24 protein-coding genes are annotated in these 24931 nt (G+C 71.9%); 15 read left to right on the forward strand and 9 right to left on the reverse strand.

The annotated features are described in order from the left end of the window. Positions 1–94: 94 nt before the first annotated feature. The 5 genes from ACWC5C_RS02500 (at position 95) to ACWC5C_RS02520 (ending at position 3880) form a co-directional block, all read left to right on the forward strand. The gene (locus ACWC5C_RS02500) at positions 95–1909 is read left to right on the forward strand and encodes a lytic transglycosylase domain-containing protein (RefSeq protein WP_450872914.1); all 1815 of its coding nucleotides are present in this window, start codon (positions 95–97) and stop codon (positions 1907–1909) included. A 178-nt stretch (positions 1910–2087) separates the two neighbouring features. After that, positions 2088–2222 carry an SPW_0924 family protein gene (locus ACWC5C_RS02505; RefSeq protein ID WP_385445119.1) on the forward strand — a complete coding sequence of 45 codons (135 nt, stop codon included), beginning with the start codon at positions 2088–2090 and terminating at the stop codon, positions 2220–2222. Between the two features lie 17 nt (positions 2223–2239). Beyond that, positions 2240–3241, forward strand: a complete 1002-nt coding sequence (locus tag ACWC5C_RS02510; RefSeq protein WP_450872916.1) for a DUF3068 domain-containing protein — start codon at positions 2240–2242, stop codon at positions 3239–3241. A gap of 49 nt (positions 3242–3290) precedes the next feature. After that, complete coding sequence (locus tag ACWC5C_RS02515) at positions 3291–3509, forward strand: hypothetical protein (protein ID WP_234357101.1); 219 nt, start codon at positions 3291–3293, stop codon at positions 3507–3509. Beyond that, positions 3506–3880, forward strand: coding sequence for a hypothetical protein (locus tag ACWC5C_RS02520; RefSeq protein WP_385445122.1), 375 nt, complete (start codon positions 3506–3508; stop codon positions 3878–3880). The genes ACWC5C_RS02515 and ACWC5C_RS02520 overlap by 4 nt, the downstream gene beginning before the upstream one ends. 6 nt (positions 3881–3886) lie before the next feature. Here ACWC5C_RS02520 and ACWC5C_RS02525 read toward each other — a convergent pair whose 3' ends face one another. Together ACWC5C_RS02525 and ACWC5C_RS02530 are read right to left on the reverse strand one after the other, a co-directional pair. Continuing rightward, positions 3887–6730: an ATP-dependent RNA helicase gene (locus tag ACWC5C_RS02525; protein WP_450872919.1), complete on the reverse strand. Its 2844-nt coding sequence runs from the start codon at positions 6728–6730 to the stop codon at positions 3887–3889. 14 nt (positions 6731–6744) lie between these two features. Continuing rightward, positions 6745–7605: a class I SAM-dependent methyltransferase gene (locus tag ACWC5C_RS02530; protein ID WP_450872921.1), complete on the reverse strand. Its 861-nt coding sequence runs from the start codon at positions 7603–7605 to the stop codon at positions 6745–6747. A gap of 362 nt (positions 7606–7967) precedes the next feature. Between ACWC5C_RS02530 and rpsA the strand changes: the two genes are divergently transcribed. From rpsA to ACWC5C_RS02550, 4 genes are all read left to right on the forward strand, one after another. Further along, complete coding sequence (rpsA, locus tag ACWC5C_RS02535; protein WP_385445127.1) at positions 7968–9476, forward strand: 30S ribosomal protein S1; 1509 nt, start codon at positions 7968–7970, stop codon at positions 9474–9476. 206 nt (positions 9477–9682) lie between these two features. Next, entirely contained in the window at positions 9683–10630 is a 948-nt protein-coding gene (locus ACWC5C_RS02540) for a PAC2 family protein (RefSeq protein WP_450872923.1), read from the forward strand. Positions 10631–10677: 47 nt separating this feature from the next. Further along, positions 10678–11283 carry a dephospho-CoA kinase gene (gene coaE / locus ACWC5C_RS02545; RefSeq protein WP_450872925.1) on the forward strand — a complete coding sequence of 202 codons (606 nt, stop codon included), beginning with the start codon at positions 10678–10680 and terminating at the stop codon, positions 11281–11283. A gap of 166 nt (positions 11284–11449) precedes the next feature. Then, positions 11450–11818, forward strand: coding sequence for a tetratricopeptide repeat protein (locus ACWC5C_RS02550; RefSeq protein WP_385445132.1), 369 nt, complete (start codon positions 11450–11452; stop codon positions 11816–11818). A gap of 12 nt (positions 11819–11830) precedes the next feature. Here ACWC5C_RS02550 and ACWC5C_RS02555 read toward each other — a convergent pair whose 3' ends face one another. Continuing rightward, complete coding sequence (locus ACWC5C_RS02555) at positions 11831–12112, reverse strand: DUF6343 family protein (RefSeq protein WP_385445134.1); 282 nt, start codon at positions 12110–12112, stop codon at positions 11831–11833. Between the two features lie 116 nt (positions 12113–12228). On the opposite strand from ACWC5C_RS02555, the gene ACWC5C_RS02560 reads away from it, so the two are divergent. Beyond that, a complete protein-coding gene (locus ACWC5C_RS02560) occupies positions 12229–13362 on the forward strand; it encodes an ADP-ribosylglycohydrolase family protein (protein ID WP_450872928.1) in 1134 nt (377 codons plus the stop codon). Here ACWC5C_RS02560 and ACWC5C_RS02565 read toward each other — a convergent pair. Then, positions 13347–14567 (reverse strand): FUSC family protein, encoded by a 1221-nt coding sequence (locus tag ACWC5C_RS02565; protein WP_450872930.1) that lies wholly within the window; start codon positions 14565–14567, stop codon positions 13347–13349. The genes ACWC5C_RS02560 and ACWC5C_RS02565 overlap by 16 nt on opposite strands. Positions 14568–14645: 78 nt before the next feature. Between ACWC5C_RS02565 and ACWC5C_RS02570 the strand changes: the two genes are divergently transcribed. Continuing rightward, entirely contained in the window at positions 14646–15107 is a 462-nt protein-coding gene (locus ACWC5C_RS02570) for a type II toxin-antitoxin system PemK/MazF family toxin (RefSeq protein WP_385445140.1), read from the forward strand. Positions 15108–15139: 32 nt separating this feature from the next. Here ACWC5C_RS02570 and ACWC5C_RS02575 read toward each other — a convergent pair whose 3' ends face one another. Next, positions 15140–15691: a DUF1697 domain-containing protein gene (locus ACWC5C_RS02575; protein WP_450872932.1), complete on the reverse strand. Its 552-nt coding sequence runs from the start codon at positions 15689–15691 to the stop codon at positions 15140–15142. Positions 15692–15767: 76 nt separating this feature from the next. Between ACWC5C_RS02575 and ACWC5C_RS02580 the strand changes: the two genes are divergently transcribed. Further along, the gene (locus tag ACWC5C_RS02580) at positions 15768–16415 is read left to right on the forward strand and encodes a uridine kinase (RefSeq protein WP_450872934.1); all 648 of its coding nucleotides are present in this window, start codon (positions 15768–15770) and stop codon (positions 16413–16415) included. 39 nt (positions 16416–16454) lie between these two features. On the opposite strand, the gene ACWC5C_RS02585 is transcribed toward ACWC5C_RS02580, so the two are convergent. From ACWC5C_RS02585 to ACWC5C_RS02600, 4 genes are all read right to left on the reverse strand, one after another. Further along, positions 16455–17114 carry a DUF4360 domain-containing protein gene (locus tag ACWC5C_RS02585; RefSeq protein WP_385445146.1) on the reverse strand — a complete coding sequence of 220 codons (660 nt, stop codon included), beginning with the start codon at positions 17112–17114 and terminating at the stop codon, positions 16455–16457. A 60-nt stretch (positions 17115–17174) separates the two neighbouring features. Continuing rightward, positions 17175–17816, reverse strand: coding sequence for a DUF4360 domain-containing protein (locus tag ACWC5C_RS02590; RefSeq protein ID WP_450872936.1), 642 nt, complete (start codon positions 17814–17816; stop codon positions 17175–17177). A 303-nt stretch (positions 17817–18119) separates the two neighbouring features. Beyond that, complete coding sequence (locus ACWC5C_RS02595; protein WP_450872937.1) at positions 18120–18698, reverse strand: methylated-DNA--[protein]-cysteine S-methyltransferase; 579 nt, start codon at positions 18696–18698, stop codon at positions 18120–18122. A gap of 58 nt (positions 18699–18756) precedes the next feature. Beyond that, positions 18757–19635 carry a glycerophosphodiester phosphodiesterase gene (locus tag ACWC5C_RS02600; protein ID WP_450872939.1) on the reverse strand — a complete coding sequence of 293 codons (879 nt, stop codon included), beginning with the start codon at positions 19633–19635 and terminating at the stop codon, positions 18757–18759. Between the two features lie 181 nt (positions 19636–19816). Between ACWC5C_RS02600 and uvrB the strand changes: the two genes are divergently transcribed. The 3 genes from uvrB (at position 19817) to ACWC5C_RS02615 (ending at position 24865) form a co-directional block, all read left to right on the forward strand. After that, positions 19817–21964 (forward strand): excinuclease ABC subunit UvrB, encoded by a 2148-nt coding sequence (uvrB, locus tag ACWC5C_RS02605; RefSeq protein WP_450872941.1) that lies wholly within the window; start codon positions 19817–19819, stop codon positions 21962–21964. A 190-nt stretch (positions 21965–22154) separates the two neighbouring features. Next, positions 22155–22733, forward strand: a complete 579-nt coding sequence (locus ACWC5C_RS02610; protein ID WP_450872943.1) for a TerD family protein — start codon at positions 22155–22157, stop codon at positions 22731–22733. Positions 22734–22852: 119 nt separating this feature from the next. Beyond that, positions 22853–24865 carry a TerD family protein gene (locus ACWC5C_RS02615; RefSeq protein ID WP_450872945.1) on the forward strand — a complete coding sequence of 671 codons (2013 nt, stop codon included), beginning with the start codon at positions 22853–22855 and terminating at the stop codon, positions 24863–24865. Positions 24866–24931: the final 66 nt, after the last annotated feature.

The raw sequence follows: 24931 nt of genomic DNA on the forward strand, positions 1-24931 counted from the left end.
GTGGGCAGCGGTAGTCGCGGGCCCTAAGTTGTCGTAGTGTCACCAGGGTTGACGCGCGGGGGAGCGCATTGTGTTCGACGGGAGGGACACACGGATGGCACCGCTTATCGGCCGACGTCTGCGTAAGGGGGCGGCCACGACGGCGGTGGCGGCGGCCGCGATGGCCGCCCTCACCGCATCCCAGGCGCCCGGGTTCGCCGCGCAGGACTACGGCGACGGGGATCACCGGGACCGGGACCGGGCCAGTGGGGCGCAGCCGTCGCCCGATACGCCCATCGACGGCGGCGGCTCGTACCACACCGATCTGCCGCCCCTGACCAAGCCGGACAAGCCGGGCTCCTCGGTCGACCTGCCGGGATTCCCGGGCAGCAGCGCCAAGGCCCAGGCGGGCATCCCGGCGAGCGTGCTGGCCGCGTACAAGAAGGCGGAGGCGGCGCTCAGGGAGTCCAAGCCCGGCTGCAACCTGCCGTGGCAGCTGCTGGCCGCGATCGGCAAGGTCGAGTCCGGCCAGGCCCGCGGCGGCAACGTGGACCAGGAGGGGACGACCGTCAGCCCCATCCTCGGCCCGGCTCTCAACGGCGACGGCTTCGCCCTGATCAAGGACAGCGACGGCGGCGAGTTCGACGGGGACACCACCCACGACCGGGCCGTCGGCCCCATGCAGTTCATCCCGTCCACCTGGGCGGGCTGGGGCCAGGACGGCAACGGGGACGGGCGCAGCGACCCCAACAACATCTATGACGCGGCGCTCGCCGCGGGCAACTACCTGTGTGCCAACAACCGTGACCTGTCCGTCCAGAAGGACCTGAACGCCGCGATCCTCGGCTACAACCGCTCGCAGGAGTACCTGAACACGGTCCTGTCGTGGTTCGAGTACTACAAGAGCGGTACCCACGAGGTTCCCGATGGCGCCGGTGTGCTGCCCTCGGAGCGGAGCGAGCCGTCCGGGGACGGCTCGAAGCAGGGCTCCCAGTCCGGCTCGAAGGAATCCGGCAAGGACAAGGACAAGGACAAGGGTCCCGGGAAGGGCAACGGCGGGGCGCACACCCTGCCCAAGCCCGACGAGCCCGACGAGACCGACGACGGGCGCGGCGGCTCCACCTCCCCCTCGCCCGATCCGAGCGACGAGGGTCCCGGGCAGACGCCCGGTCCGACCCTCCCCACCCCGCCGACCACGCCGCCCACCACCCCCGCACCCAAGCCCACCGGCACCGCCAAGCTGACCGCGATCGGCGCCCAGCAGCTCACCGCCACCGCCGGTGAGACGTTCAGCCGGTCCCCCAAGGTCCTCGCGGTGGACGCCAAGGGCAAGCCGGTGGCGGCGGCGCGCGTGAAGTACGAGATCCGCGGCGAGACGAGCGCCCGCTTCATCGGCCTCGTCCGTTCCATCACCCTGCTCACCGGCCCCGATGGCACCGTCACCGCGCCCAAGATGCTCGCGGGCGAGAAGGCCGGTTCGTTCACGCTGCGTGCCACGGCCGTCGGGCGCGACAAGGTGGCCCCGGTCGACTACGCCGGGACCGTCAAGCCCCGCCCCGTACCGCAGGCCGACGCGCTGGCCCGCCTCGGGGACGGCGTCCTGACGGCCGAGGCCGGTGGCTCCTTCACCGATCTCCTCACCGTCAAGGCGACCTACAAGGGCAAGGTCGCGGCGGGCGTCCCGGTCACCGCGACCATGATCAAGGACGCCAAGAAGCCCGAGCCGAACGACAAGGGCCCGTACTTCCTCGACGCCGAGGACAAGCCGGTCCGCACCCTGACCGGGCTGAAGACCAACGCCCTCGGACAGCTGATGCTTCCGAAGGTCCTGACCGACGAGCACGCGGGCACCTATCTGCTCCGCCTCACGACAGCTGACGGCGCCGTCCTGGACGTCGAGCTGAAGGTCACCCCGGCCGCCGCCTCCTAGGCAGCCGCCGCCAGGGCACCCAGCGCGCCGCCCCCGAGCCCCCACCGGGCCCGGGGGCGGCGCGTTTCGCGTTTCGGGCTTGCGTGTTCTCATTCGCGCCGCTCGTTGCTACGGTGCCCAGCCCCGGCTGAAACTGACGCCCTGTCAGTTGTCGTCACTGGAACCACGGGAGGCCCGCATGCGCGCCCTCGCCGCCGCCGCGATCGGACTCGCCGCCGCCCTCGCCCTCGTCTTCACGGTGACGGCCATCGGCGCCCCCAGCGGCACCACCTCCCCCAAGCCGCTGCTCACCACCGTCCCCGAGCGCCCCTGAGGGAGGGACACCCCGCCATGCGCCGCAAAGCCAGCCTGGTGCTGCTCGCCTTCGCCGTCTTCTTCGCCGCCCTCGCGCCGCTGGTGCGCTGGTACGCCTTCCCCCGGCTCGCCAAGATCCCGCCCAGCGAGTACCAGACGGCGGTCCTGGAGGCCCGCCCCGCCACTCTGCTCGACTACGCGACGATGAAGCCCCGTACGGTCCCCAAGGTCAGCATCGTGCAGACCCTGCGCGGGAACGTGGGCGCGGCGAAGAAGGTCGGCGCGGAGACCGGGCGCGACGTCGTCGTCTGGGACGCCCTCTCGTACATCCAGGGCCCCGACGGCAAGATGGTCTCCCGCATCCCCGAGCGCTACGTCTTCGACGCCCACACCCAGGACCCCGTGCACGCGGGCGGCGAGCACGTCGACGGCGACGCCGTGCGCCGCGAGGGCATCGAGTACAAGTGGCCGTTCCTCACCGAGAAGCGCGACTACCGCTACTTCGACGCCCAGACCCGCACCTCCGCGCCCATCCACTACCAGGGCACCCGCCAGTTCCGCGGTCTGACGGTGTACTACTTCGAGCAGACCATCCCCTGGACCAAGGTCCCGCTGCCCAAGACCATGCCGGTCGACGGCATCACCCCGGAGACCGTCCGCAAGGCCGGGACCTCCCGCTGGTACACCACCAAGCGGATGTTCTGGGTCGAGCCCACCACCGGCGCGCCCGTCAACGGGCAGGAGATCCACCGCGAGGAGCTGCGCGGCGGCACGCTGCTCGGTGGCCGGGACCGGGTGACCGTCTTCTCCGGGCACGTGAAGATGCGCGAGGACTACGTCGCCCACACGGTCGAGCTGGTCACCTCGCAGCGGCAGCTGGTCCTCGCCTTCACGACGTATGTGCCCTGGGGGTTCGGGGTGCTGGGCGCCGGACTGCTCGCGCTCGCGCTGCTGCTGGAGGCGCGCGGCCGCCGGGCGGCGCTCGGGCAGGGGGCGCGGCGACGGATCGTCAACCTCCGTCCGCGCGTTCCCTCCTGATAGTGACGCCGGTAGTGATCTCGGTAGTTAGCTGGCTAGCATGCGCTCCATGCCGGGTATCACGATCGAGTTCACCGAGCAGGAACTGGCCGAGCTGCGCGCGGAGGCCAAGGAGAAGGGCGTGGCCATCAAGCGCCTCGCCCACGACATACTGACCGAGGACGTCGTGCGGCGGCGTCAGAAGCAGCGCTTCGTCGAGGGCGCCGTGCGGTTCGCCATGGGCTACAAGGCCGAGTTCGAGCGGGAGTTCCCGGAAGGGCTGCGTTGATCCTGTATGTCGACGCCGGCTGGGTGCTCAACGTGCAGGTCGACGTCTCCCCGGTGAACACCCCCGTGCGGGACTGGGGCGCACTCCACTGCATGAGCGAGCGGCACCGCTACGAACGGTTCGCGGGCGAGCCGTACTACGAGGAGGCCGCGGCGCGCGCCGCGACCTTCCTCCACACCTCGCTGATCCTGGAACCGTTCTCCGACTACAACGCGGTGATCGGCGCCGCCTGCGCCCAGATGTACCTGGAGGAGTCCGGCGAGGCGATCGCCCCGCCGTCCGGCGGCATGGTGAGCCTCATCCGCGACATACGGGACAACCGGCTCCGCCTGAGCGAGACCGCCCGGCGGCTGCGCGCCTGGGCGGTCTGAAGTCGTTCAGCGGCGGCTGTTGGTACGCCGCGTCGGCTCGGCCGTGGTCGGGTCCTCCGGCCACGGATGCTTGGGGTAGCGGCCGCGCAGCTCGGCCCGTACGGACCGGTAGCCGTCCCGCCAGAACGACGCCAGATCGGCCGTGACCGCGGCCGGACGCCCCGCCGGTGACAGCAGATGCACCAGCAGCGGCACCCGCCCGCCCGCGATTCGCGGCGACTCCTGCCAGCCGAACAGCTCCTGCAGCTTCGCCGCCAGCACCGGCTGTCCGCCCTCGTCCCCGTAGTCCACCCGCACCCGCGACCCGCTCGGCACCTCGACCCGCTCCGGCGCCAGCTCCTCGAAGCGCGCCGCGTCGCCGGTCGCCCAGGGCAGCAGCCGGGCCAGCGCCTGACCGGCGTCCACCCGCTCCAGATCCGCCCGCCGCCGCGCCCGGCCCAGCTCCACACCCAGCCACGCGTCCGGGTCCGCCAGCAGCGCCGCCTCCGACACGTCCGGCCAGGGCGCCCCCAGCTCCCGGTGGAGGAACGCCATCCGCTCCCGTACGGCTGTGGCCTGCGCGGACCAGCGCAGCAGCCCCGTCCCCTCGCGCCGCAGCCCCTCCAGCAGCGCCGCGTGCACGAGCGCCGGGTCGGGCGCGGCCAGCGGCCGGACCACCAGCTCGATCGCCCCGAGCCGGGACACGCGCCGGGCGACGACGTCCCCGTCGGCCCAGTGCACCTCCTCGCCGTCCGACCCCAGCACCGCGGCCGCCGTACGGGCCGTCTCCTCGTCGGTGACGGCCGCGAGCCGCACCCGCGCCGACGCGGCGGCCACCGGCCGGTCGGCGACGGCCACGGCCAGCCACGGCGCCCCACCGAGCCGCGACCCGTCGCGTAGTTCGGCCCCGGTCCCGGCGGCCATGAGATACGCCCGCCGACCCCGCGACCGAGCCACCCGCTCAGGAAACGCCAGCGCGACGATCAGCCCGGCGACGGCGTCATCGGACCGCCCCGGCTGAGCGCCCCCGACCGCCCGCCCCCGCGCCCCGCGTCCGTCGCCCGCCCGGCCGTGGACAGCGGCATCGTCGGTCTGCCGGGCGCGATCCGGCCCAGCGACCGGAGAGCCCCGGCCCGCCTGCCGGGCCTCGGCACCGGCGGCCGCCCGGCTGGATGCCGCACCGGAGCCCGCCGCCTCGTTCCCGCCTGGGGTGCCGGGCGTGGCATCCGGCTGGCCGGTTCGGGTGTCCGCGGGCTCGGCCGTCTCTGCCCTCGCGGGCGGCGCGGTGGCGGCGGGCGTCGCCGCCGACGGTCCGCCGGGGGCGTCCGTACGGGGGCCGCCGCCGTCACCCGTCACCGCGCGCTCCAGGCGGCGGGACTCCTGGCGCCAGCGGGTGGCGTACGGGTCGGCTCCTCGGCGGGCGGTGTGCCAGGCGGCGGCCAGGTCGTCGCCGTACTCCCGTGGCGGCTCCTCGCTCAGCAGGGCCACCACCTCGGCCGCCCGGCGGGCGCCTACCTCGCCCGCGCCGTCGATGAGGGCGCGGGCGAGGCGGGGGTGGAGGCCGAGGCGGGACATGCGGCGGCCGCGCTCGGTGGCGCGGCCCGCGGCGTCGACGGCGCCGATCGCGGTCAGCACCTCCCGCGCGGCCGTCATGGCCCCGGCGGGCGGTGGGTCGAGCAGGGCGAGGCCGGAGGCGTCCGGCTCGCCCCAGCACGCCGCCTGGAGGGCGAAGGCCGTCAGGTCGGCTTCGGCTATCTCCGGGGACGGGAAGCGCGGCAGCCGGGCGTCCTCGGCCTCCGGCCAGCAGCGGTAGACGGTGCCCGGCGCCTCGCGCCCGGCCCGGCCCGCGCGCTGCCGGGCCGCGGCCCGGGACGCCCGGACGGTCGTCAGCGCGCTCAGGCCCCGCGCGTGGTCCATGCGCGGCTCGCGGGCGAGGCCGCTGTCGACGACGATCCGTACGCCCGGCACGGTCAGGCTCGACTCGGCGACCGAGGTCGCCAGCACCACCCGCCGCCGCCCGCCGTCCGAGCCCGCGAGGACGGCTTCCTGTACGGCAGCGGGGGCCCGGCCGTGGACCTGGAGGACGTCCGCGTCGGCGCCGCCCAGCAACCCCGCCACCCGGCCGATCTCGCCGACGCCGGGCAGGAAGCACAGGACGTCCCCTGACCGCTCGCGCAGCGCGCGGCGCACCACGTCCGCGACGTGGTCGAGCTGGGCCGGGTCCACCCGCATGCCATGCGGTGGACGTACGGGACGTACGGGCGGCGCCCACACCGCCTCGACGGGGTGCGACACGCCCGGGGCCGAGACGACCGGAGCGGGGCCGCCGCCATCGCCGCCCAGCAGCCGCGCCCACCCCTCCGCGTCCGTCGTCGCCGACGCGGCGATCAGCCGCAGCTCCGGGCGCAGGGCGGCCTGGACGTCCAGCAGGAAGGCGGCCGCCGTGTCGGCGTCCAGGTGCCGCTCATGGCATTCGTCCAGGACGACGGCGTCGACCCCGGCCAGCTCCTGGTCCCGCTGCAGCCGCTGCACCAGCACACCCGTGGTGACCACCTCGACCACGGTGTGGGGCCCGGCCTGCCGCTCCCCGCGCACCGTGAAGCCGACGCGTTCGCCGGTCCGCTCGCCGAGCAGCCACGCCATGCGCCGCGCGGCGGCCCGCGCCGCGATCCGGCGCGGCTCGGCCACCAGGACACGGCGAACCGGTGAGCCGCCGCCGTCCAGCAGCCCGGCCAGGACGAGCGGCACCAGGGTGGTCTTGCCGGTCCCGGGCGGTGCGCACAGCACCGCCGACCCCCGCTCGTCGAGCGCGCGCAGCAGCTCGGGTACGGCCGCGCGGACGGGGAGCCGCGCGAGGACGTCCGTACGCATGCCAGGCCCCCCGCTCAATCCCGCTCGCAGACGAAGACGGCCGTGCCCGGGATGAGCCCGCCGCGCAGCGGGGACCAGCCGCCCCACTCCTGACGGTTCCAGGCGGGCCATTCCGGTTCCACGAGGTCGATCAGCCGGAAGCCCCCGCCCACGACGTCCCGTACCCGGTCACCGATGGTCCGGTGGTGCTCCACATAGACGGCACGGCCCGCGTCGTCCTGTTCCACATAAGGGGTGCGGTCGAAGTACGAGCCGGAGATGCTCAGCCCCTCGGGCCCCGGCTCGTCGGGGAACGCCCACCGCACCGGATGCGTCACCGAGAACACCCACCGGCCGCCCGGCCGCAGCACCCGGCGCGCCTCGCGCATCACCCGTACCGGCTCCGCCACGAAGGGCACCGCCCCGTACGCCGAGCAGGCGAGGTCGAACGAGCCGTCCCGGAAGGGGAGCGCGGTGGCGTCGGCCTGGACCAGCGCGATGCCGTCAGCGCCGGGCCCGTCGATCCGCTGGGCGTGCCGCAGCTGCCGGTGGGAGATGTCGAGCGCCACAGGGCGCGCGCCGCGCGCCGCGAGCCACCGCGCGCACTGCGCCGCGCCCGCGCCCACCTCCAGTACGTCGCGCCCCTTCAGCCGGTCCGCGCGTCCGAGCAGCCCGGCCTCTTCCTCGTCCAGCCCTTCCGGGCCCCAGATGAAGCGGTCGTCGCCGAGGAAGGTGCCGTGCTCCTCCTGGTACTCGTCCGCGTTGCGGTCCCACCAGCCGCGGCTGGCCCGGCTGCTCTCCGTGTCGTCGGCGATCCGGCGGGTGGCGGTGGGCTCGTCGGCCTCGGGGGCCTCGGGGGCCCGGAAGGCACCGCTGGGCTTGTGTTCTTGGACCATCAGGCGCGTCGTCGTACTCTCTGTATCGACCTGTGGCTGCGGGGCACGGCAAGGGACCGCGTCGCAGCAGTGACTTGCAAATTGCCGGGTTCGGGGCGTTAGGCCCCACGTGCGCTCTTCGTGCATTGACCATGCCCGGCCGCCCCCGTATGCTACAAGTTGCGCTGCGGGCCTGCGTGACTCAGACGGAGCAGGCCGCGCTCGTATCTGTTGTATGTCCCCTCGGTTGTCGAGGCGTTTTCGGTCTCTCGGAAGATCCGTAAGACCGCGCCTCACAGGCTGTCCGGCTTCGGCAGTGCGGTAAAGGGTCCTCGGCGTAGCAGTACCTACGACTCAATGTCCGTACCGGAGCCCTTTCCCACATGACGAGCAGCACCGAGGCAACCCGCACCACCCCGCAGGTGGCGGTAAACGACATCGGTTCCGAGGAAGCCTTCCTCGCCGCGATCGACGAGACGATCAAGTACTTCAACGACGGCGACATCGTCGACGGCGTCATCGTGAAGGTCGACCGGGACGAGGTCCTGCTCGACATTGGTTACAAGACCGAAGGCGTCATCCCTTCTCGCGAGCTTTCGATCAAGCACGACGTCGACCCGAACGAGGTCGTGGCCGTCGGCGATGAGATCGAGGCCCTGGTTCTCCAGAAGGAGGACAAGGAAGGCCGCCTGATCCTCTCGAAGAAGCGCGCCCAGTACGAGCGCGCCTGGGGCACCATCGAGAAGATCAAGGAAGAGGACGGGATCGTCACCGGTACCGTCATCGAGGTCGTCAAGGGTGGTCTCATCCTCGACATCGGCCTCCGCGGCTTCCTCCCCGCCTCCCTGGTCGAGATGCGCCGCGTCCGCGACCTCCAGCCCTACGTGGGCAAGGAGCTCGAGGCGAAGATCATCGAGCTGGACAAGAACCGCAACAACGTGGTCCTGTCCCGCCGCGCCTGGCTGGAGCAGACCCAGAGCGAGGTCCGTCAGACCTTCCTCACCACCCTCCAGAAGGGTCAGGTGCGCTCCGGCGTCGTCTCCTCCATCGTCAACTTCGGTGCCTTCGTGGACCTGGGTGGCGTCGACGGCCTGGTCCACGTCTCCGAGCTGTCCTGGAAGCACATCGACCACCCGTCCGAGGTCGTCGAGGTCGGCCAGGAGGTCACGGTCGAGGTCCTCGACGTCGACATGGACCGCGAGCGCGTCTCCCTGTCGCTCAAGGCGACCCAGGAAGACCCGTGGCAGCAGTTCGCCCGGACCCACCAGATCGGTCAGGTCGTCCCGGGTAAGGTCACGAAGCTCGTGCCGTTCGGTGCGTTCGTCCGCGTGGACGAGGGCATCGAGGGTCTGGTCCACATCTCCGAGCTGGCCGAGCGCCACGTGGAGATCCCGGAGCAGGTCGTCCAGGTCAACGACGAGATCTTCGTCAAGGTCATCGACATCGACCTCGAGCGCCGCCGCATCAGCCTCTCGCTGAAGCAGGCCAACGAGGCCTTCGGTGCCGACCCGTCCGTGGTCGAGTTCGACCCGACCCTGTACGGCATGGCCGCGTCGTACGACGACCAGGGCAACTACATCTACCCCGAGGGCTTCGACCCCGAGGCCAACGACTGGCTCGAGGGGTACGAGAAGCAGCGCGAGGAGTGGGAGCGTCAGTACGCCGACGCGCAGACCCGCTTCGAGCAGCACCAGGCGCAGGTCATCAAGTCCCGCGAGGCCGACGAGCAGGCCGCTGCCGAGGGAGCGACCAGCGCTGCCCCGGCGCCCGGCGGCGGGCAGGCTTCCGGCGGCGGTTCGTACTCCTCGGAGTCGGCCGACAACTCCGGCGCCCTGGCGTCGGACGAGGCGCTGGCCGCGCTCCGCGAGAAGCTGGCCGGTGGCCAGAGCTGAACCGCTGTGCCGCTGACCGCTAGCGGCACCGGCTGATCGAGTGTGAGGCCCGTTCCCCTCCGGGGGAGCGGGCCTCACGCATGTCCTCACGCATGTCTCCGGTCGTGTACGGCCATGATGCGCACAGGAGTTGTGGCCGGGGACCGGGAATGCGCCCGCCCCCGCGTGGTGTTTTCGCGTACGGAACACAAGGAGGAGCGGTCACAGTGCTTGATCCACAGGATTTGTACGCGTGGGAACCGAGCGGGCTCGCGGAAGTCGACGCGATAGCCTCCCGGGATTCGGCCGGGCTGGTGCTGCTCTACCACTTCGACGGATACATCGACGCCGGGGAGACCGGCGACCAGATCGTGGAGCGGCTGCTCGACGGGCTGCCGCGGCAGGTCGTCGCCCGCTTCGACCACGACCGGCTCGTCGACTACCGGGCCCGGCGCCCCCTGCTCACCTTCCAGCGCGACCGCTGGACGGGCTACGAGACCCCGGCGATCGAACTCCACCTGGTGCGGGACGCGACCGCGGCGCCCTTCCTGCTGCTCTGCGGGCCCGAACCGGACGTGGAGTGGGAGCGGTTCGCGGCCGCGGTGCGGCAGATCATCGAGCGGCTCGGCGTGCGGCTCGCCGTGAACTTCCACGGCATCCCGATGGGCGTCCCGCACACCCGGCCGGTGGGCCTCACCCCGCACGGCAACCGCACCGATCTGATGCCCGGCCACCGAGGCCTCTTCGACGAGGCCCAGGTGCCCGGCAGTGCCGAGTCGCTGATCGAGTACCGGCTCGGCGAGGCGGGCCACGACGTGCTCGGCGTCGCCGCCCACGTCCCCCACTATCTGGCTCGTTCCGCCTACCCCGACGCGGCGCTGACCGCGCTGGAGGCGGTCACCGCGGCCACCGGTCTGGTGCTGCCGGGCGCGGCCCACGCGCTGCGCAACGAGGCGCTGAAGACGCAGGAGGAGATCGAGCGGCAGGTCTCGGAGGGGGACGACGAGCTGGTCGCGCTCGTACGGGGCCTTGAGCACCAGTACGACGCGGTGGCCGGGGCCGAGAGCCGTGGCAACCTGGTCGCGGAACCGGCCGAGCTGCCGTCGGCGGATGAGCTGGGCGCCGAGTTCGAGCGCTTCCTCGCCGAGCGGGAAGGCGGCGAGGGGGGCGCCTGAGGCCGCGAGGGCGGCGCCTGCGCGGCGGTCCGTATAGCGTGGGCCCCATGCTGAAGCTGGGGCTCACGGGCGGAATCGGCGCGGGCAAGAGCGAAGTCTCGCGAATCTTGGTCTCTTACGGCGCGGTGCTGATCGACTCCGATCGGATCGCCCGTGAGGTGGTCGAGCCGGGAACCCCCGGCCTCGCCGCCGTCGTTGACGAGTTCGGGCCCGGGGTGCTGACCGCCGACGGTCGGCTCGACCGGCCGAAGCTCGGCGGCATCGTCTTCAACGACCCCGAGCGGCTGCGCGCGCTGAACGCGATCGTCCATCCCCTGGTCCGCGACCGCTCCGCCGAGCTGCAGGCGGCCGCCGGACCGGAGGCGGTGGTCGTCCACGACGTCCCGCTGCTCGCCGAGAACGGGCTGGGGTCCCTGTACGACCTGGTCCTGGTCGTCGACGCCACGCCCGAAACCCAGCTCGACCGGCTGGTCCGGCAGCGCGGCATGACCGAGGACGAGGCGCGGGCCCGGATGGCGGCCCAGGCGACCCGCGAGGAGCGGCTGGCCGTCGCCGATGTCGTGATCGACAACGATGGCCCGCTGGAGGAACTGGAGCCGCGGGTCCGGAAGATCTGGACGGAGCTGGCGGAGCGGGCGGCCGCCACGGGCTGAGGCGGCGGGCCGTGCTTGCGGGGCGGGCCGAGGGGGAATGTGGCGCACCGGGTGGTTGTTGTGCTGCCCGTACCGACGATCATCACTGAAGCGACCGCCGAGGAACCACCGAGGGATCACCGCAAGCAGGGCCAAAGATCACGCAAGCCCGGGGAAGGAAGCGGCTGTGCCCGAGCCCACGCCCGAGACCCACGTCATCGACTACCGCGCCGCGGAGCAGCTGCTCGCCGCCCGAGATCCGCGAGGCGCCGTCAAGCTGCTCGACTCGGTCATCACCGCCCACCCCGAGAACACCGCGGCCCGGCTGCTCCGGGCCCGCGCGTTCTTCGGCGCGGCCCAGCTCCGCGCCGCTGAACTCGAATTCCACATCGTCCTGGAGCGCGAGCCGGACAACGCGTTCGCCCACTTCGCCCTCGCCCGTACGCTGGAGCGGGCCTCCCGCAAGGCCGAGGCCACCCGCCACTTCCGCCTCGCCGCGGCGCTCGATCCGCGCCCGGACTTCGTGGAGGCGGCGCGGTTCGGCGAGCAGGGCTGAGCCGGACACCCGCTAGCGCCGTCGCCCCCTGACCGGCGCGTACGGCGGCACGTCCCGCCCCGGCTGGTAGTGCGGCCCCTGGCGGATGTGCCGGATGACCAGCACCAGGTCGGTCAGGGTGACGGCGGCCAGCGCCGCGCAGGCGGCCGCCCAGCCCGGCCGGTCCGCCAGCGCGAACGCCACCGCGCCGCCGACGGTCCACAGCAGTCCCCAGGTGGCCAGCCACAGCCGCATCCGCAGGGGGCTGCGCGCATGTGCGGGCTCATCGCCCGTCCGGATGAATCGCATCGACATGTCGCACCGTCTCCCTCTCCGACGCTACCGCCACAGGCCTGTCGGTGTGGTCTGCGATCATGTGCTGAGCACACAGGAGCTGTGCCTCCACCCGCGCACGAAGAGGAGAGCCGCACGTGATCCAGCAGTCATGGGACGAATCGGCCGCCCGGCGGGCCCGCATACGCGGCTGTCTGCTCGGCGGCGCGATCGGTGACGCGCTCGGCAACCCGATCGAGTTCCGCTCCCTGCCGGGGATCCGCGAGGCCTACGGCGCGGCGGGCATCACCGGGCTCGTCCCGGACGACAGCGGTGTCACCGGCCGGATCACCGATGACACCCAGATGACCCTGTTCACGGCCGAGGGGCTGATCCGGGCCCACGCCCGCGCGCTGGCCGAGGGCGTCGACGGCGCCGAGATCGCCATCGTCCGTCAGGCGTATCTGCGCTGGCTCGACACCCAGAACTACCCCGAGCCGCCGCCCCCGCGGACCGGGGACCACGTCTCCCGCTCCGGCTGGCTGCGCACCCACCCGTGGCTGTACGCCCGCCGCGCGCCCGGCAACGCCTGCCTCTCCGGCCTCCTCGTGGACCACACCCCCGCCCCGGACCTCCCCCTCCACGGCGGCCCGGGCCCGGTGAACGGCGGCTCCAAGGGCTGCGGCACCGTGATGCGGTCGGCCCCGTTCGGCCTCACCGGCGGGCCCGCCCGCGGCTGCTTCGAACTCGCCGCCCGCTGCGCCCAGATCACCCACGGCCACCCGACCGGCTACCTCGCGGCGGGCGCCCTGGCCGCGATGGTCGCGTACCTCCTCGACGGCGACTCCCTGGAGGGCGCCGCCCTGCGCACCCTGCAGCTGCTGCGCGGCTACCCCCGCCACGAGGAGACCGCCACCGCCCTGCGCCGCGCGATCGACCTGGCGGCCGGGGGCGACCCCACCGCGGAGAAGGCCGAGTCGCTCGGCGGCGGCTGGATCGCCGAGGAAGCGCTGGCCATCGCCGTCTACGCCGCCCTGGCGCACCCCAGCCCCCGGGCGGCCCTGCTGCTCTCCGTCAACCACTCGGGCGACAGCGACTCCACCGGCGCGATCTGCGGCAACCTCCTGGGCGTCCACCACGGCGACCTGCGCCTCCCCCCGCCCTGGCTGGCCCAGGTGGAGGGGCGCGGCACGATAGCCGAGCTGGCCGACGACTTCGCCGCCGAGTTCCACCCCTCCACCGAGCCGCACCCCACCCCGCTCTTCCCCCAGGACCGCTACCCGCTCAACTGACCGCGCCGACCGCCGCGGAGGCGGCGGTGGAGGTTGTGGAGGGCGGGGAAGCGTTCGCGGTTCTCGCGGGTGCTGCGGTCGAGTTCTTCCATGAGGCGGCGGGAGCGCTGTTCCATGTCCAGTTCGGCGAGGATGCGGTCGATCTCGGCGAGCAGGGCGCCCTGGAGCTGCCATTGGCCCGGGTGGCGCTGGACGCGGCGGAGGAGGAGCTGGGCGGCCTCGTCGCGGCTGGTGTGGGCTCGGGACAGCTCGGTGGCCAGCCGCGATTCGGCCTCCTCGGCGCTGGCGCTGACCGGGCTGGTGACCAGGATGGCGAAGCTCTCGACGGCGGCGGCGGTGTGGCGGAAGAGGTCTTCCAGGGCCTCGGCGATGTCCGGGGGGAAGAGGGGTTCGTCCGTCCGCGTCTTGGCGAGGTCGGTGAGGGTGCGGGTGAGGACGCGCAGGACGACCGTGCAGATCTCCAGGGTGTCCAGGCCGGTGCGCAGCACCACCCGGTGCAGCAGGCCCTCCTTGACGCGGGGGTTGAGGCGGACGCTGTCCTCGGCCTGCCGGAGGGCGGCGTCGACCTGGGAGATGTCGTGGTCGAGGCGGCGGGCCTCGTGGAGGCGGGCGGCGGCGCGTTCGACCGGGGTGGGGCTGCCCAGCTCCTCGGCCATGTGCAGCAGGAGCTGACGTATCCGGCGGGCGAGGTCCACGATCGACTCGCCTGCGGTGCGGACCCAGACGGGCGGCGCGAACAGGAAGTTGAAGGCCAGTCCGACGACGGCCCCGATGAGGGTTTCCAGAATCCGGGACCAGGCGGTGGTGGTCACCTGGCTCACGCCGAGGACGAGCATGGCACTGATCGCCACCTCGGGGACGAATTCGCTCACCCGCGCGAAATGACCGGCCGTCAATGACGCGAGAATGATCAGACCCAGGCTCCACCAGGTCAGCCCGACCAGGATGGAGAAGGCGATGGCGAGCAGGACGCCCACCACCACGGCGTTCACCCGGCGGATACCGGTGGTGAGGGTCGCGAAGAGGGTCACCTGCACCACGAGCAGTGCGGTGAGCGGGGCGGTCAGCGGGGCCGCTTCGGTGCTCAGCTGGAGCGCGACGACGTACGCGATGGTCGCGGCCGCCGCGGATCGCAGGGTCTGGACGACGACGGGGGCTTTGCGGCGCTTGACGAGGTCCGCCACCGGGTCGAGGACATCAGGCACATGCTTGTCCCTTCCCGCTGCGCGCGTACCGGCACCGCGACGCCGCCCGGCCACCTCGGACGGGCTAACGTGTGGGGCGTGATCAGGCCATTCAAGGGGACCGAAGACGACGAGGCGCTGCCCGGGAGCACCGGCCCCACCGCCACCGTCGAAGCCGAGCCGCGCCAGGTCGGGCGGGTACGCACCGAGTACGCACCGGATCCGGACGGGGACCCCGATCCGGGCGAGATCGTCTGGACGTGGGTGCCGTACGAGGAGAACGACGGGCGCGGCAAGGACCGGCCGGTGCTGGTCGTCGCGCGGGAGCGCGGCGGCACGCTGCTGGCCGTACAGCTGTCGAGCAAGCGGCATGACGGCGACCACGAGTGGGTGGCGATCGGCGCCGGGCCGTGGGACCGGGCCGGGCGCGACTCCTGGGTCGATGTGGATCGCGTCCTGCGGGTGCATCCGGACGGCATGCGGCGCGAGGCGTGTGCGCTGGACCGGCCGCGCTTCGACCTGGTCGTGCTGCGGCTGCGGCAGCGGTACGGCTGGCGCTGAGCCGTACCGGCGTCAGGTGAGCCGTACCGGCGTCAGGTGTCGGCCAGCGCCAGCAGCTTGGTGACCGTGTTCCAGTTGCGGGCGGTGGCCGTCACCCCGAGCCGGGGATTGCTGAGCTTCGCGGCCAGCTTGGAGCGGCCGAGGCCGCCCGGCACGTGGAGGTAGATCTCGCGCCCGACGAGCCGGAACTCGTCCGGCGCGTACGCGGCTGTGTTCAGCGCGTCCAGCGCGTTCAGCGCCGAGGTGTCGGTGGGCACGTCCGACAGGAAGACCACATGCAGGGTCTTGGGTTCGGCCACGGCGGCGGGGTACGGGTTGGCGTCCACGGTGGCGGCCAGCTCGTCGCGGGTCCGCACCATCACGGGTACGGAGAAGCCCAGGTCGGCGGCGAAGGCGTCCTCGAGCGTGCGGGCCGTGCGGCCGGGCGGGGTGCCGGGGTCGGCGAAGACGATGTTGCCGGTCTGGAGGTGGACGGTGACGTCCTCGAACCCCAGCTCGGCCATCAGCGCGCGCTGCCGCGCCATCGGGAACTTCTTGTTGCCGCCCACATTGATGCCGCGCAGCAGCGCTATCTGGGATGTCATGGGCCGTTCTCCTGACGTGACGCCTGCGGGGAGCGTACCCGCACTACGCCGGATGGAGGCACGGCATCATGGGGGCGTGCGGCTGGAAGCGATCACCTGGGAACGGCTGACCGACGCGACCGCCGACCGCGTCGCCGGGATGACGGCGGCGGACGGCGGGCCCTGGCTCAGGGTGGCGGTCGACGGCGCCCCCGCGGCGCGCCCCGGGGAGCTGGCCCGGGACCTGGCGGAGGCGCTGCGGATACGCGGGCGCCCGGTGCTCGTGGTCGCGGCGGCGGGATTCCTGCGGCCCGCTTCGCTGCGCTACGAGTACGGGAAGCGGGACGCCGACGCGTACTACGACCGCTGGCTGGACACCGGGGCCCTGTGGCGCGAGGTCTTCGGCCCGCTGGAGCCGGGCCCGGACGGCACCGGGCGGGTGCTGCCCGACCTGTGGGACCCGGCGACCGACCGGGCCACCCGCAGCCCCTACGCCGAACTGCCGCCGGGCGGGGTGCTCCTGCTGCACGGGGCGCTGCTGCTGGGGCACTGGTTCCCGTTCGATCTGTCGGTGCATGTGTGGCTGACGCCGGGCGCCCTCGGCCGCCGCACCGAGGAGGACGAGCGCTGGACGCTGCCCGCCTTCGCGCGGTACGAGGACGAGGTGCGGCCCGTCGAGAGCGCGGATGTGGTGGTGCGGGCGGACAACCCCCGGCATCCGGCGTGGCACCTTCCGGAACCGTAAGAGCCTTGTGGCCTTCGGGCGCCCGCCCGTGCCCGCGCGCTACTTCTTCTGCGGGCACTCCTTCCACGCGAAGTGGTACGTGGTGCTCACGTCGCCGTCCGTCGAGTCCATGGTCATGAAGCTCGTCGTGGTCTGGGTGTTCGACGTTCCGGCGTTGACCCGCAGCTCGGTGTTGATGTTGAAGTTCCGCAGCTCACCGCAGGGGGACCAGACCACAGTGGCGATGTCGGCCGTGTCGGTGACCTGCCAGTTGTCGTCGTAGGCACCGGCGAAGTCATGCGAGTTCGACGTCGTCTGCGACTGGCCCTGGAAGTAGTACGAGGCCTTCTCGGTGGCGGAGGCACCCTTCTCCAGGTGTGCGTAGCCCCGGTAGTCGACGCTGGCGATGGCGTAGGAGAAGCCCTGCGGCACATGCGTGACCAGGCTCAGCTGGCAGTTCTTCCGGAAGTCGGTCGGCTTGGCGCCCTTGCCCACCTGGGCGAGGTAGTTGCTGTAGGTGACCGTGAACGCGGTGTTGTCGGGAGAGACCGCCACCGCCGCCGTTCCGGCCGGACAGCCCGAGCCATTGACGGTCGCGACCTTGATCACGATCTTGTCGGGTGGCACGGTCTCGAACGGTGGTTCCGCGTATGCCTGAGAGGTGAGAGTCGAGGCGAATAACGCCGCGACCACGCCGCCTGCGTACAGAACACCGGGCATGATTCTCCATTCGATGGTGGATTTACCAGCCCTGCTGGAGGGGCCCGCCCTGCTGGACGGCTAGGCGCATTCCTTCCAGGCCAGGTGGTAAATGGTGTTGGCTCCGCCGTCCGTCGAGTCCATGGCCATGAAGCTGGTGGTGCCCGTCGCGGAGGTGCCCGCGTTTACCCGCAGTTCGGTGTTGATGTTGAAGTTCCGGTCCTGGCCGCACGGCGCCCATACCAGTGCGCTGTATTCCGTGCTGTCCGTGGTCTGCCAGTTGTCGCTGTACGGACCGCTGAAGTCATGGGTGCGCGACGCGGTGTCCGACGACCCCTGGAAGTAGTAACTCGCCTTCTCGGTGCCCTTCGCGCCCTTTTGCAGCGAGGCATAGCCGCGGTAGTCGACCTGCGCGACAGCGTAGGTGAACCCCTGCGGTACGTGAACACCCAGGTTGAGCTGGCAGTTCTTGCGGATATCGGTGGGGTTCGAGCTGGGGCCGACCTGGGCGAGATAGTCGCTGTAGGTCACGGTGAATGCCGTGTTGTCGCTGGCGACGGACACCGCTGCGGTCCCTTTCGGGCAGCCCGAGCCGTTCACCGTCTTGACGCTGACCTGGATCTTTTCCGGCGGCACATCGGGGGCCGAGGAAACACCTTGGGCGGAAAAGGCGGAGGCGAATAACGCCGCGGCCGCGCCGCCGGCAAGCAGAACACCGGACATGGCTCTCCAATTCGATCATCGGGGGACGTGGTTGAGCCGTGAAGGAACGCGCTCGTCTTTCGGGTGTGAGCGGAGAAACGCGTGAGCGGGAAGAGCGGGAAGAGCGGGAAGAACGAGAAGAGCGGAAGAACGAAAGAGCGTCACCGCGTAGCTGAATGTGCTTGCGTAGCATTCTCGCCGGGTGGGGCCCGCGAGCGCTCTTAAGGTAAGGGCGGAACGGGTCCATGACAAGATGGCGGTGGATTCCGGCGGCCAAAATATTCCCCAACCCGGTAACCGGTGACCCGGGAGGCTCCTGGCGACTCAGAAGAGCGGTTGCGGAAGTACCCCTTCCAGGGCCAGCAGGGTCCGCTTGGTCTCCAGCCCGCCGCCGAAGCCGCCTATGCCGCCGTCGCTCTCCACGACGCGATGGCAGGGAACCACCACCGGCAGCGGATTGCTGCCCATGGCCACGCCGACCGCGCGGGCGGCGTCCGGCTCGCCGACCCGGCGGGCGAGGTCCTGGTAGCCGACGACCGTGCCGTACGGAACGTGGGCGGCCAGCTCGCGCAGCACCCGGCGGTTGAATCCGGCGGACAGGGACCAGTCCAGCGGCAGGGTGAACGCCTGTGTCCGCTCGGCGAAGTAGCTCTCCACCTGCCGTATCGCCTCGGTGAGCTGCGCGCCGGGCTCGGGCGCGGGCCCGGTGCCGAGGCGGCGGGTGAGCCGGTCGACGGCCCCGGCCGCCGTCTTCGGGTCGGCGTGGAAGACCACGTTGACCAGCCCCTGGCCGGTGGCCGCGAGCAGCAGGGGACCGATGGGCGTGTCGGACACCGCCCAGGACCAGTCCTGGGTCTCCTGCTGCTCGGGCCGCCGCTCCGGCTGCCGCTCTTCGTTCGTCACACCCTCAGCGTAGGCGGGGGGTGTGACAGCGCCCCGCCGTCAGCGGGCATCAGGGGCGTCAGCGGGCGTCGTCCAGGGCGTCCCGCACCACATCGGGCTTGTTGGTGATGATCCCGTCCACGCCCATCCCCGCGACCCTGACCGCCGCCGGGCCGTTGTCCACCGTCCAGGTGTAGACCTCCAGCGGACGGCCGTGCACACCCTTCACCGCCTGGATCTCCTTCACATAGGCGGCGTCGATCGTCGTGTGGTTCGGGTTGATCTGGTCGGCGAACTCCGCGTAGCGCGGCAGATCGGCGACGGGCGGGGTGCCCAGGAACCCGGTCTTGACGTCCCGCCGCAGCTGGTGGAGCGTCCGGACGGAGTCGGCGCTGAAGCTCTGCACGATCAGCCGCTTGAGGTGCTTGCGGTCAAGCCAGCCCTCCCGGCGCAGCTCGCGCAGCGTCTGCCGCTCGATGCCCGGGTACAGTTCCGGCGCCTTGATCTCCATGAGCAGCTTCTGGTGGTTGTCCGAAACCCGGTCCAGGTACTCCTCCAGAGTCGGCACCGGCTCGCCCGCGAACTTCGGCCCGAACCAGCTCCCGGCGTCGAGTTTCTCGATCTCGTCCAGGGTGAAGTCGGAGATCTTCCAGGGGGCGCGGTCCGGGAAGACCTGCTCGACGTCGGTGGTCCGGGTGAGTGTGGTGTCGTGCATGATGATCAGCTCGCCGTCCCGGGTGCGCTGCACGTCGTTCTCCACCCAGTCGACGCCCAGGTCATCGGCGGCGTCGACGGCGGCCAGGGTGTTCTCGGGGGCGTAGGCGGAGGCTCCCCGGTGCGCCACCGTCGTGGGGTGGTGGTGCGATGCGCCAGGGGCGGCCTGGGCCGCCGTGGGGAGGAAGAGCGCGGAGACACCCAGGAGAGCGCCGGTTAACGCGGCGGCGGGGCGGATCTGCATACGGACTCCTCGCGTCGTCTGACTCGCGGACGGCCGAAGCGTGCCAGACGCGCGCCCCCGAGGACAGTCACAGAAAGGCCGTACATTGATCCATCCCGTACCCCTCCCGGAGCGGCGGGGAGAACGGCCGGGAGAGCGGGAGGTCCGGCCGTTGTCAGTGGCGAGTCGTACGGTGGGTCTCATGCGGCCCGTGACTCAGATCGAACGCAAGGTGGCGCCTTTCGAGGTCGTCAGCCCGTACACGCCCAGCGGCGACCAGCCCACGGCCATCGCCGACCTGGAGCGGCGCGTCAGCGGCGGTGAGAAGGATGTCGTGCTGCTCGGCGCGACCGGCACCGGCAAGTCCGCTACCACCGCGTGGATGATCGAGAAGCTTCAGCGCCCCACGCTCGTCATGGCGCCGAACAAGACCCTCGCCGCCCAGCTCGCCAACGAGTTCCGCGAGCTGCTGCCGAACAACGCGGTCGAGTACTTCGTCTCGTACTACGACTACTACCAGCCCGAGGCGTACGTACCGCAGTCGGACACCTACATCGAGAAGGACTCCTCGATCAACGAGGAGGTCGAGCGGCTGCGCCACTCCGCGACGAATTCGCTGCTCACCCGGCGCGATGTGGTCGTGGTGGCATCCGTCTCCTGCATCTACGGCCTGGGCACCCCGCAGGAGTACGTGGACCGCATGGTGCCGCTCAAGGTCGGCGAGGAGTTCGACCGCGACCAGCTGCTGCGCCGCTTCGTGGACATCCAGTACGCCCGTAACGACATGGCGTTCACCCGGGGCACCTTCCGGGTCCGCGGCGACACCATCGAGATCTTCCCGGTCTACGAGGAGCTGGCGGTCCGGATCGAGATGTTCGGCGACGAGATCGAGGCGCTGTCGACACTCCATCCGCTCACCGGCGAGGTGATCACCGAGGACCAGGAGCTGTACGTGTTCCCGGCCACCCACTATGTGGCCGGGCCCGAGCGCATGGAGAAGGCCATCGCCGGGATCGAGTCCGAGCTGGAGCAGACCCTCGCCCGGATGGAGAAGCAGGGCAAGCTGCTGGAGGCCCAGCGGCTGCGGATGCGCACCACGTACGACATCGAGATGATGCGGCAGATCGGCACCTGCTCCGGCATCGAGAACTACTCGCTGCACATCGACGGCCGCGAGACCGGCTCCCCGCCGCACACCCTGCTCGACTACTTCCCGGATGACTTCCTCCTGGTCATCGACGAGTCGCATGTCACCGTGCCGCAGATCGGCGCGATGTACGAGGGCGACGCGTCCCGGAAGCGCACGCTGATCGAGCACGGCTTCCGGCTGCCCTCCGCGCTCGACAACCGCCCGCTGAAGTGGGAGGAGTTCCAGAAGCGGATCGGCCAGACCGTCTACCTCTCCGCGACCCCCGGCACATATGAGATGTCCCGAGGCGACGGCTTCGTGGAGCAGATCATCCGGCCGACCGGCCTGATCGACCCCGAGGTCGTGGTCAAGCCCACCGACGGCCAGATCGACGATCTGATCCATGAGATCCGCACCCGCACCGAGAAGGACGAGCGGGTCCTCGTCACCACCCTCACCAAGAAGATGGCCGAGGACCTGACGGACTACATGCTCGAACTGGGCATCCAGGTGCGCTATCTGCACAGCGACGTGGACACCCTGCGCCGGGTGGAGCTGCTGCGCGAGCTGCGCGCGGGCGAGTTCGACGTCCTGGTCGGCATCAACCTGCTGCGGGAAGGCCTCGACCTGCCCGAGGTCTCGCTGGTGGCCATCCTCGACGCGGACAAGGAGGGCTTCCTGCGCTCCGGCACCTCGCTGATCCAGACCATCGGCCGTGCCGCCCGTAACGTCTCGGGCCAGGTGCACATGTACGCCGACAAGATCACCCCGGCGATGGAGAAGGCCATCGACGAGACCAACCGCCGCCGGGAGAAGCAGGTCGCGTTCAACGAGAAGAACGGGATCGACCCGCAGCCCCTCCGCAAGAAGATCGGCGACATCGTGGCGACCCTCGCGCGCGAGGAGATCGACACCAAGGAGCTGCTGGAAACCGGCTACCGCAAGGCGGACCAGGGCAAGGGAGCGGGCAAGGGGCAGGCGAAGGCGCCGGTGCCCGCCCTGGCGTCCCACAAGGCGGGCGGCAAGGCCGGGAAGGGGGCGAAGGATGGCGAGCTGACCGACCGTCCGGCCGCCGAACTGGCCGAGCTGATCGAGGAGATGACCGACCGGATGCGGGCCGCCGCGGCGGAGCTGCAGTTCGAGGTCGCGGCCCGGCTGCGGGACGAGGTCGGGGAGCTGAAGAAGGAGCTGCGGCAGATGAGGGAGGCCGGGCTCTCCTGACCCCTGGGGCGGCTGGGGTTCCGCCGAGGTCCCGCTGTGTTGCAAGACCGACACAAAAGCGCGCTGGCCTGGCCGGACCCCTGGTCGCCGTGCATAGGGTTTTCGGGAGGGCCATGCGAGGCGGCGCGGCTTCGGCCGCGCCGTGCGCGGTGGCCACGGGGAAACCGAGAGACGAGAGTAGGGACAGCGCGTGACGGTCAACATGTCCAAGGGACAGGCCATCAGCCTGCAGAAGGCCGACGGGGGCACCCTGACCGCGGTGCGGATGGGACTGGGCTGGCAGGCGGCGCCCCGCCGGGGACTGTTCGGCTCCCGTACCCGTGAGATCGACCTCGACGCGTCGGCGGTGCTCTTCGCCGACAAGCAGCCGACCGACGTCGTGTTCTTCCGTCACCTGGTGAGCGACGACGGCTCGGTGCGCCACACCGGCGACAACCTGGTGGGCGGCGCGGGCCAGGGCGGAGACGACGAGGCGGTCCTGGTCGATCTGCAGCGGGTGCCGGTGCACATCGACCAGATCGTCTTCACGGTGAACTCCTTCACCGGCCAGACCTTCGCCGAGGTGCAGAACGCGTTCTGCCGACTGGTCGACGAGACCAACGGCGATGAGCTGGCCCGCTACACGCTCACCGGCGGCGGCCAGTACACCGCGCAGATCATGGCCATCGTGCAGCGCGCGGGCAACGCCTGGCAGATGAAGGCCGTGGGCGAGCCCGCCAACGGCCGTACCTTCCAGGACCTGATGCCGCACATCGTGCCGCACCTGTAAGCGGAGCGGTTTCTCCCGTCGGCCCGGTGGTGCGTCTGCCCACCGGGCCGACGCGCTCACGCGGGCGGCGCACCACCGCACCACCACGCACACAACGGAACACAACGAGGGGACGCACGATGACGGCCGAGCTGGTCCGGGGGCAGAACCACCCGCTGCCCGAGACCCGTTTGGAGATCCGGATCTCGGCGGGCAATCCGATCGTGGCCGGGGCGACACTCGGCGATGAGCAGGGCACGGTACGGGGCGTCGAGTGGGTCGCGCACCCCGCCTCGCCCCAGCTGCCCGGTATCGAAGTGTCCAAACAGGCGGCGGCCGACCATCGGCTCGCCGTCGACCTCGACGCGCTGCCCGAGGGTGTCCACCGGGTGCATGTGCTGCTCGCCCTGGTGAACGGGGCCGGTGGCCCGGCCCGGTTCGGCGCCATGGCCGCGCCGTCCGTCGCCGTGACGGGCCTGGACGGCACCGGGGTCGCCGGTTACACCCTCACCGACCTGGACTCGGAGTCCGCGGTGGTCGCCCTGGAGCTGTACCGCAGGCAGGACGCCTGGAAGGTGCGCGCGGTGGGCCAGGGGTACGCGGGCGGGCTGGCCGAGATGCTGCGGGACCAGGGACTGCCCCAGGCCGTCGAGCTGGCCACCGAGATCAACGACGCGGTGGCGCGCGGCATGGCCCGCTCGGTGGCCCAGCCCCCGCCGCGTGCCGCCGGGGGCGACGGCCGGGTGCGTACGGCCACGGCGGACACCGGACCCGCGCCGGACGCCCAGACCCCGGCCCAGGCCCAGACCCCGGCCCAGGCCCAGACCCCGGCCCAGGCCCAGACCCCGGCCCAGACCCAGCCCCCGGCCCAGACCCAGCCCCAGGCGGGGGCTCAGCCGTCGTCCCCGGCGGGGGACACCGCCCCGGGCGGGCCGATCAACTACCAGCACCCCGGCCGCCGTACCGCCGCGCCGCCCACGCCGCCCCCGGCCGCGCCGCCCGCCACGCCGGGACAGCCCGCCCAGCCCGTCGCGGGGGACGCCTCCGGCTGGACCATGGACGAGCGGCTCTACAACCAGGTCTGGGGCATGTTCGAGGACCTGGCCCGCACCGCCGCCGCCTATCGCAGCGCCGTCGACTTCGCCGAATCCCGGATGGAGCAGGAGCTGGACAAGGTGCTCTCCGATCCGCGCACCCGGGTCGGCCCCGCGGCCGACGCCGCCCGCGCGCAGGCCCGCGCCAAGCAGGCCGGTCTGGTCGAGCAGGCCCGCTCCGCCCTCGACCGCGACCTGGCGCAGCTGGCCGCCGAGGCCGAGGTCGTCGAGCCCGCGCTGCCGCCCGCGTACGCCCGCTGGGACAGCCCGGTCTGGCAGGGCTATCAGGTGCCGATGGAGGTCCCGATGGCGCTGCGCCTGGGCGATCTGCACCTTCCGGAGCGCACTGAGCTGCGCATTCCGATGCTGGTGCGGCTGCCGCTGGAGCGCGGTCTGTGGATCGACGCGGGGCGCACCGGCTCGGCCCGTGGCGCCCTGCTGGACTCCACCGAGCTGCGCGGGCTGGCCGCCGACACGGCGGCGGCGCTGGCGGCGCGGCTGCTGGCGGTGTATCCGGTGGACGAGTTCTCGATGCATGTGATCGACCCGGCGGGCTCGGCCGCGGCGTCGCTGGCCCCGCTGCTGTCGTCCGGCGCGCTGCGTGAGCCGCCGGTGGCCGGGGCGGCGGGGGTGTCCTCGGTGCTCGCCGCGCTGACCCGGCGCGTCGACCTGGTGCAGATGGCGGTCCGCAGCGGGGCCACGGACGCGCTGCCGCCCGATCTGGACCTCGCCCAGCAGCTGCTGATCGTCCACGACTTCCCGCACGGTTTCGACGACCGGGCCGTCACCCAGCTGCGCTATCTCGCGGACGAGGGGCCCTCGGTCGGGGTGCATCTGATGATGGTCGCGGACCGCGAGGACGCGCAGGCGTACGGGCCGGTGCTGGACCCGCTGTGGCGCTCGCTGCTGCGGATCACACCGGTCGCCGACGATCACCTCGCCGACCCCTGGGTCGGCCACGCCTGGACGTACGAACCGTCGCTGGCCCCGGCCGGGAGCCAGGTGCTGCAGCAGGTGCTGGGGCAGGTGGCACGGGCCCGGCAGACGTACGGACGCTGACGTCCGTTGCCTCAAAGTCCCTCCTGAGCAGGGCACTTGCCTTTCTCTTTACTATTTCATGGGGGT

Source organism: Streptomyces sp. NPDC001700 (assembly GCF_053596435.1).

Excerpts from the sequence above, each read along its gene's own strand:
- ACWC5C_RS02500 (WP_450872914.1), top strand. The coding sequence starts at position 95 with ATGGCACCGCTTATCGGCCGACGTCTGCGTAAGGGGGCGGCCACGACG.
- ACWC5C_RS02505 (WP_385445119.1), top strand. The coding sequence starts at position 2,088 with ATGCGCGCCCTCGCCGCCGCCGCGATCGGACTCGCCGCCGCCCTCGCC.
- ACWC5C_RS02510 (WP_450872916.1), top strand. The coding sequence starts at position 2,240 with ATGCGCCGCAAAGCCAGCCTGGTGCTGCTCGCCTTCGCCGTCTTCTTC.
- ACWC5C_RS02515 (WP_234357101.1), top strand. The coding sequence starts at position 3,291 with ATGCCGGGTATCACGATCGAGTTCACCGAGCAGGAACTGGCCGAGCTG.
- ACWC5C_RS02525 (WP_450872919.1), bottom strand. The coding sequence starts at position 6,730 with ATGCGTACGGACGTCCTCGCGCGGCTCCCCGTCCGCGCGGCCGTACCC.
- ACWC5C_RS02530 (WP_450872921.1), bottom strand. The coding sequence starts at position 7,605 with ATGGTCCAAGAACACAAGCCCAGCGGTGCCTTCCGGGCCCCCGAGGCC.
- rpsA (WP_385445127.1), top strand. The coding sequence starts at position 7,968 with ATGACGAGCAGCACCGAGGCAACCCGCACCACCCCGCAGGTGGCGGTA.
- coaE (WP_450872925.1), top strand. The coding sequence starts at position 10,678 with ATGCTGAAGCTGGGGCTCACGGGCGGAATCGGCGCGGGCAAGAGCGAA.
- ACWC5C_RS02555 (WP_385445134.1), bottom strand. The coding sequence starts at position 12,112 with ATGTCGATGCGATTCATCCGGACGGGCGATGAGCCCGCACATGCGCGC.
- ACWC5C_RS02575 (WP_450872932.1), bottom strand. The coding sequence starts at position 15,691 with ATGACATCCCAGATAGCGCTGCTGCGCGGCATCAATGTGGGCGGCAAC.
- ACWC5C_RS02585 (WP_385445146.1), bottom strand. The coding sequence starts at position 17,114 with ATGCCCGGTGTTCTGTACGCAGGCGGCGTGGTCGCGGCGTTATTCGCC.
- ACWC5C_RS02590 (WP_450872936.1), bottom strand. The coding sequence starts at position 17,816 with ATGTCCGGTGTTCTGCTTGCCGGCGGCGCGGCCGCGGCGTTATTCGCC.
- ACWC5C_RS02600 (WP_450872939.1), bottom strand. The coding sequence starts at position 19,635 with ATGCAGATCCGCCCCGCCGCCGCGTTAACCGGCGCTCTCCTGGGTGTC.
- uvrB (WP_450872941.1), top strand. The coding sequence starts at position 19,817 with ATGCGGCCCGTGACTCAGATCGAACGCAAGGTGGCGCCTTTCGAGGTC.
- ACWC5C_RS02615 (WP_450872945.1), top strand. The coding sequence starts at position 22,853 with ATGACGGCCGAGCTGGTCCGGGGGCAGAACCACCCGCTGCCCGAGACC.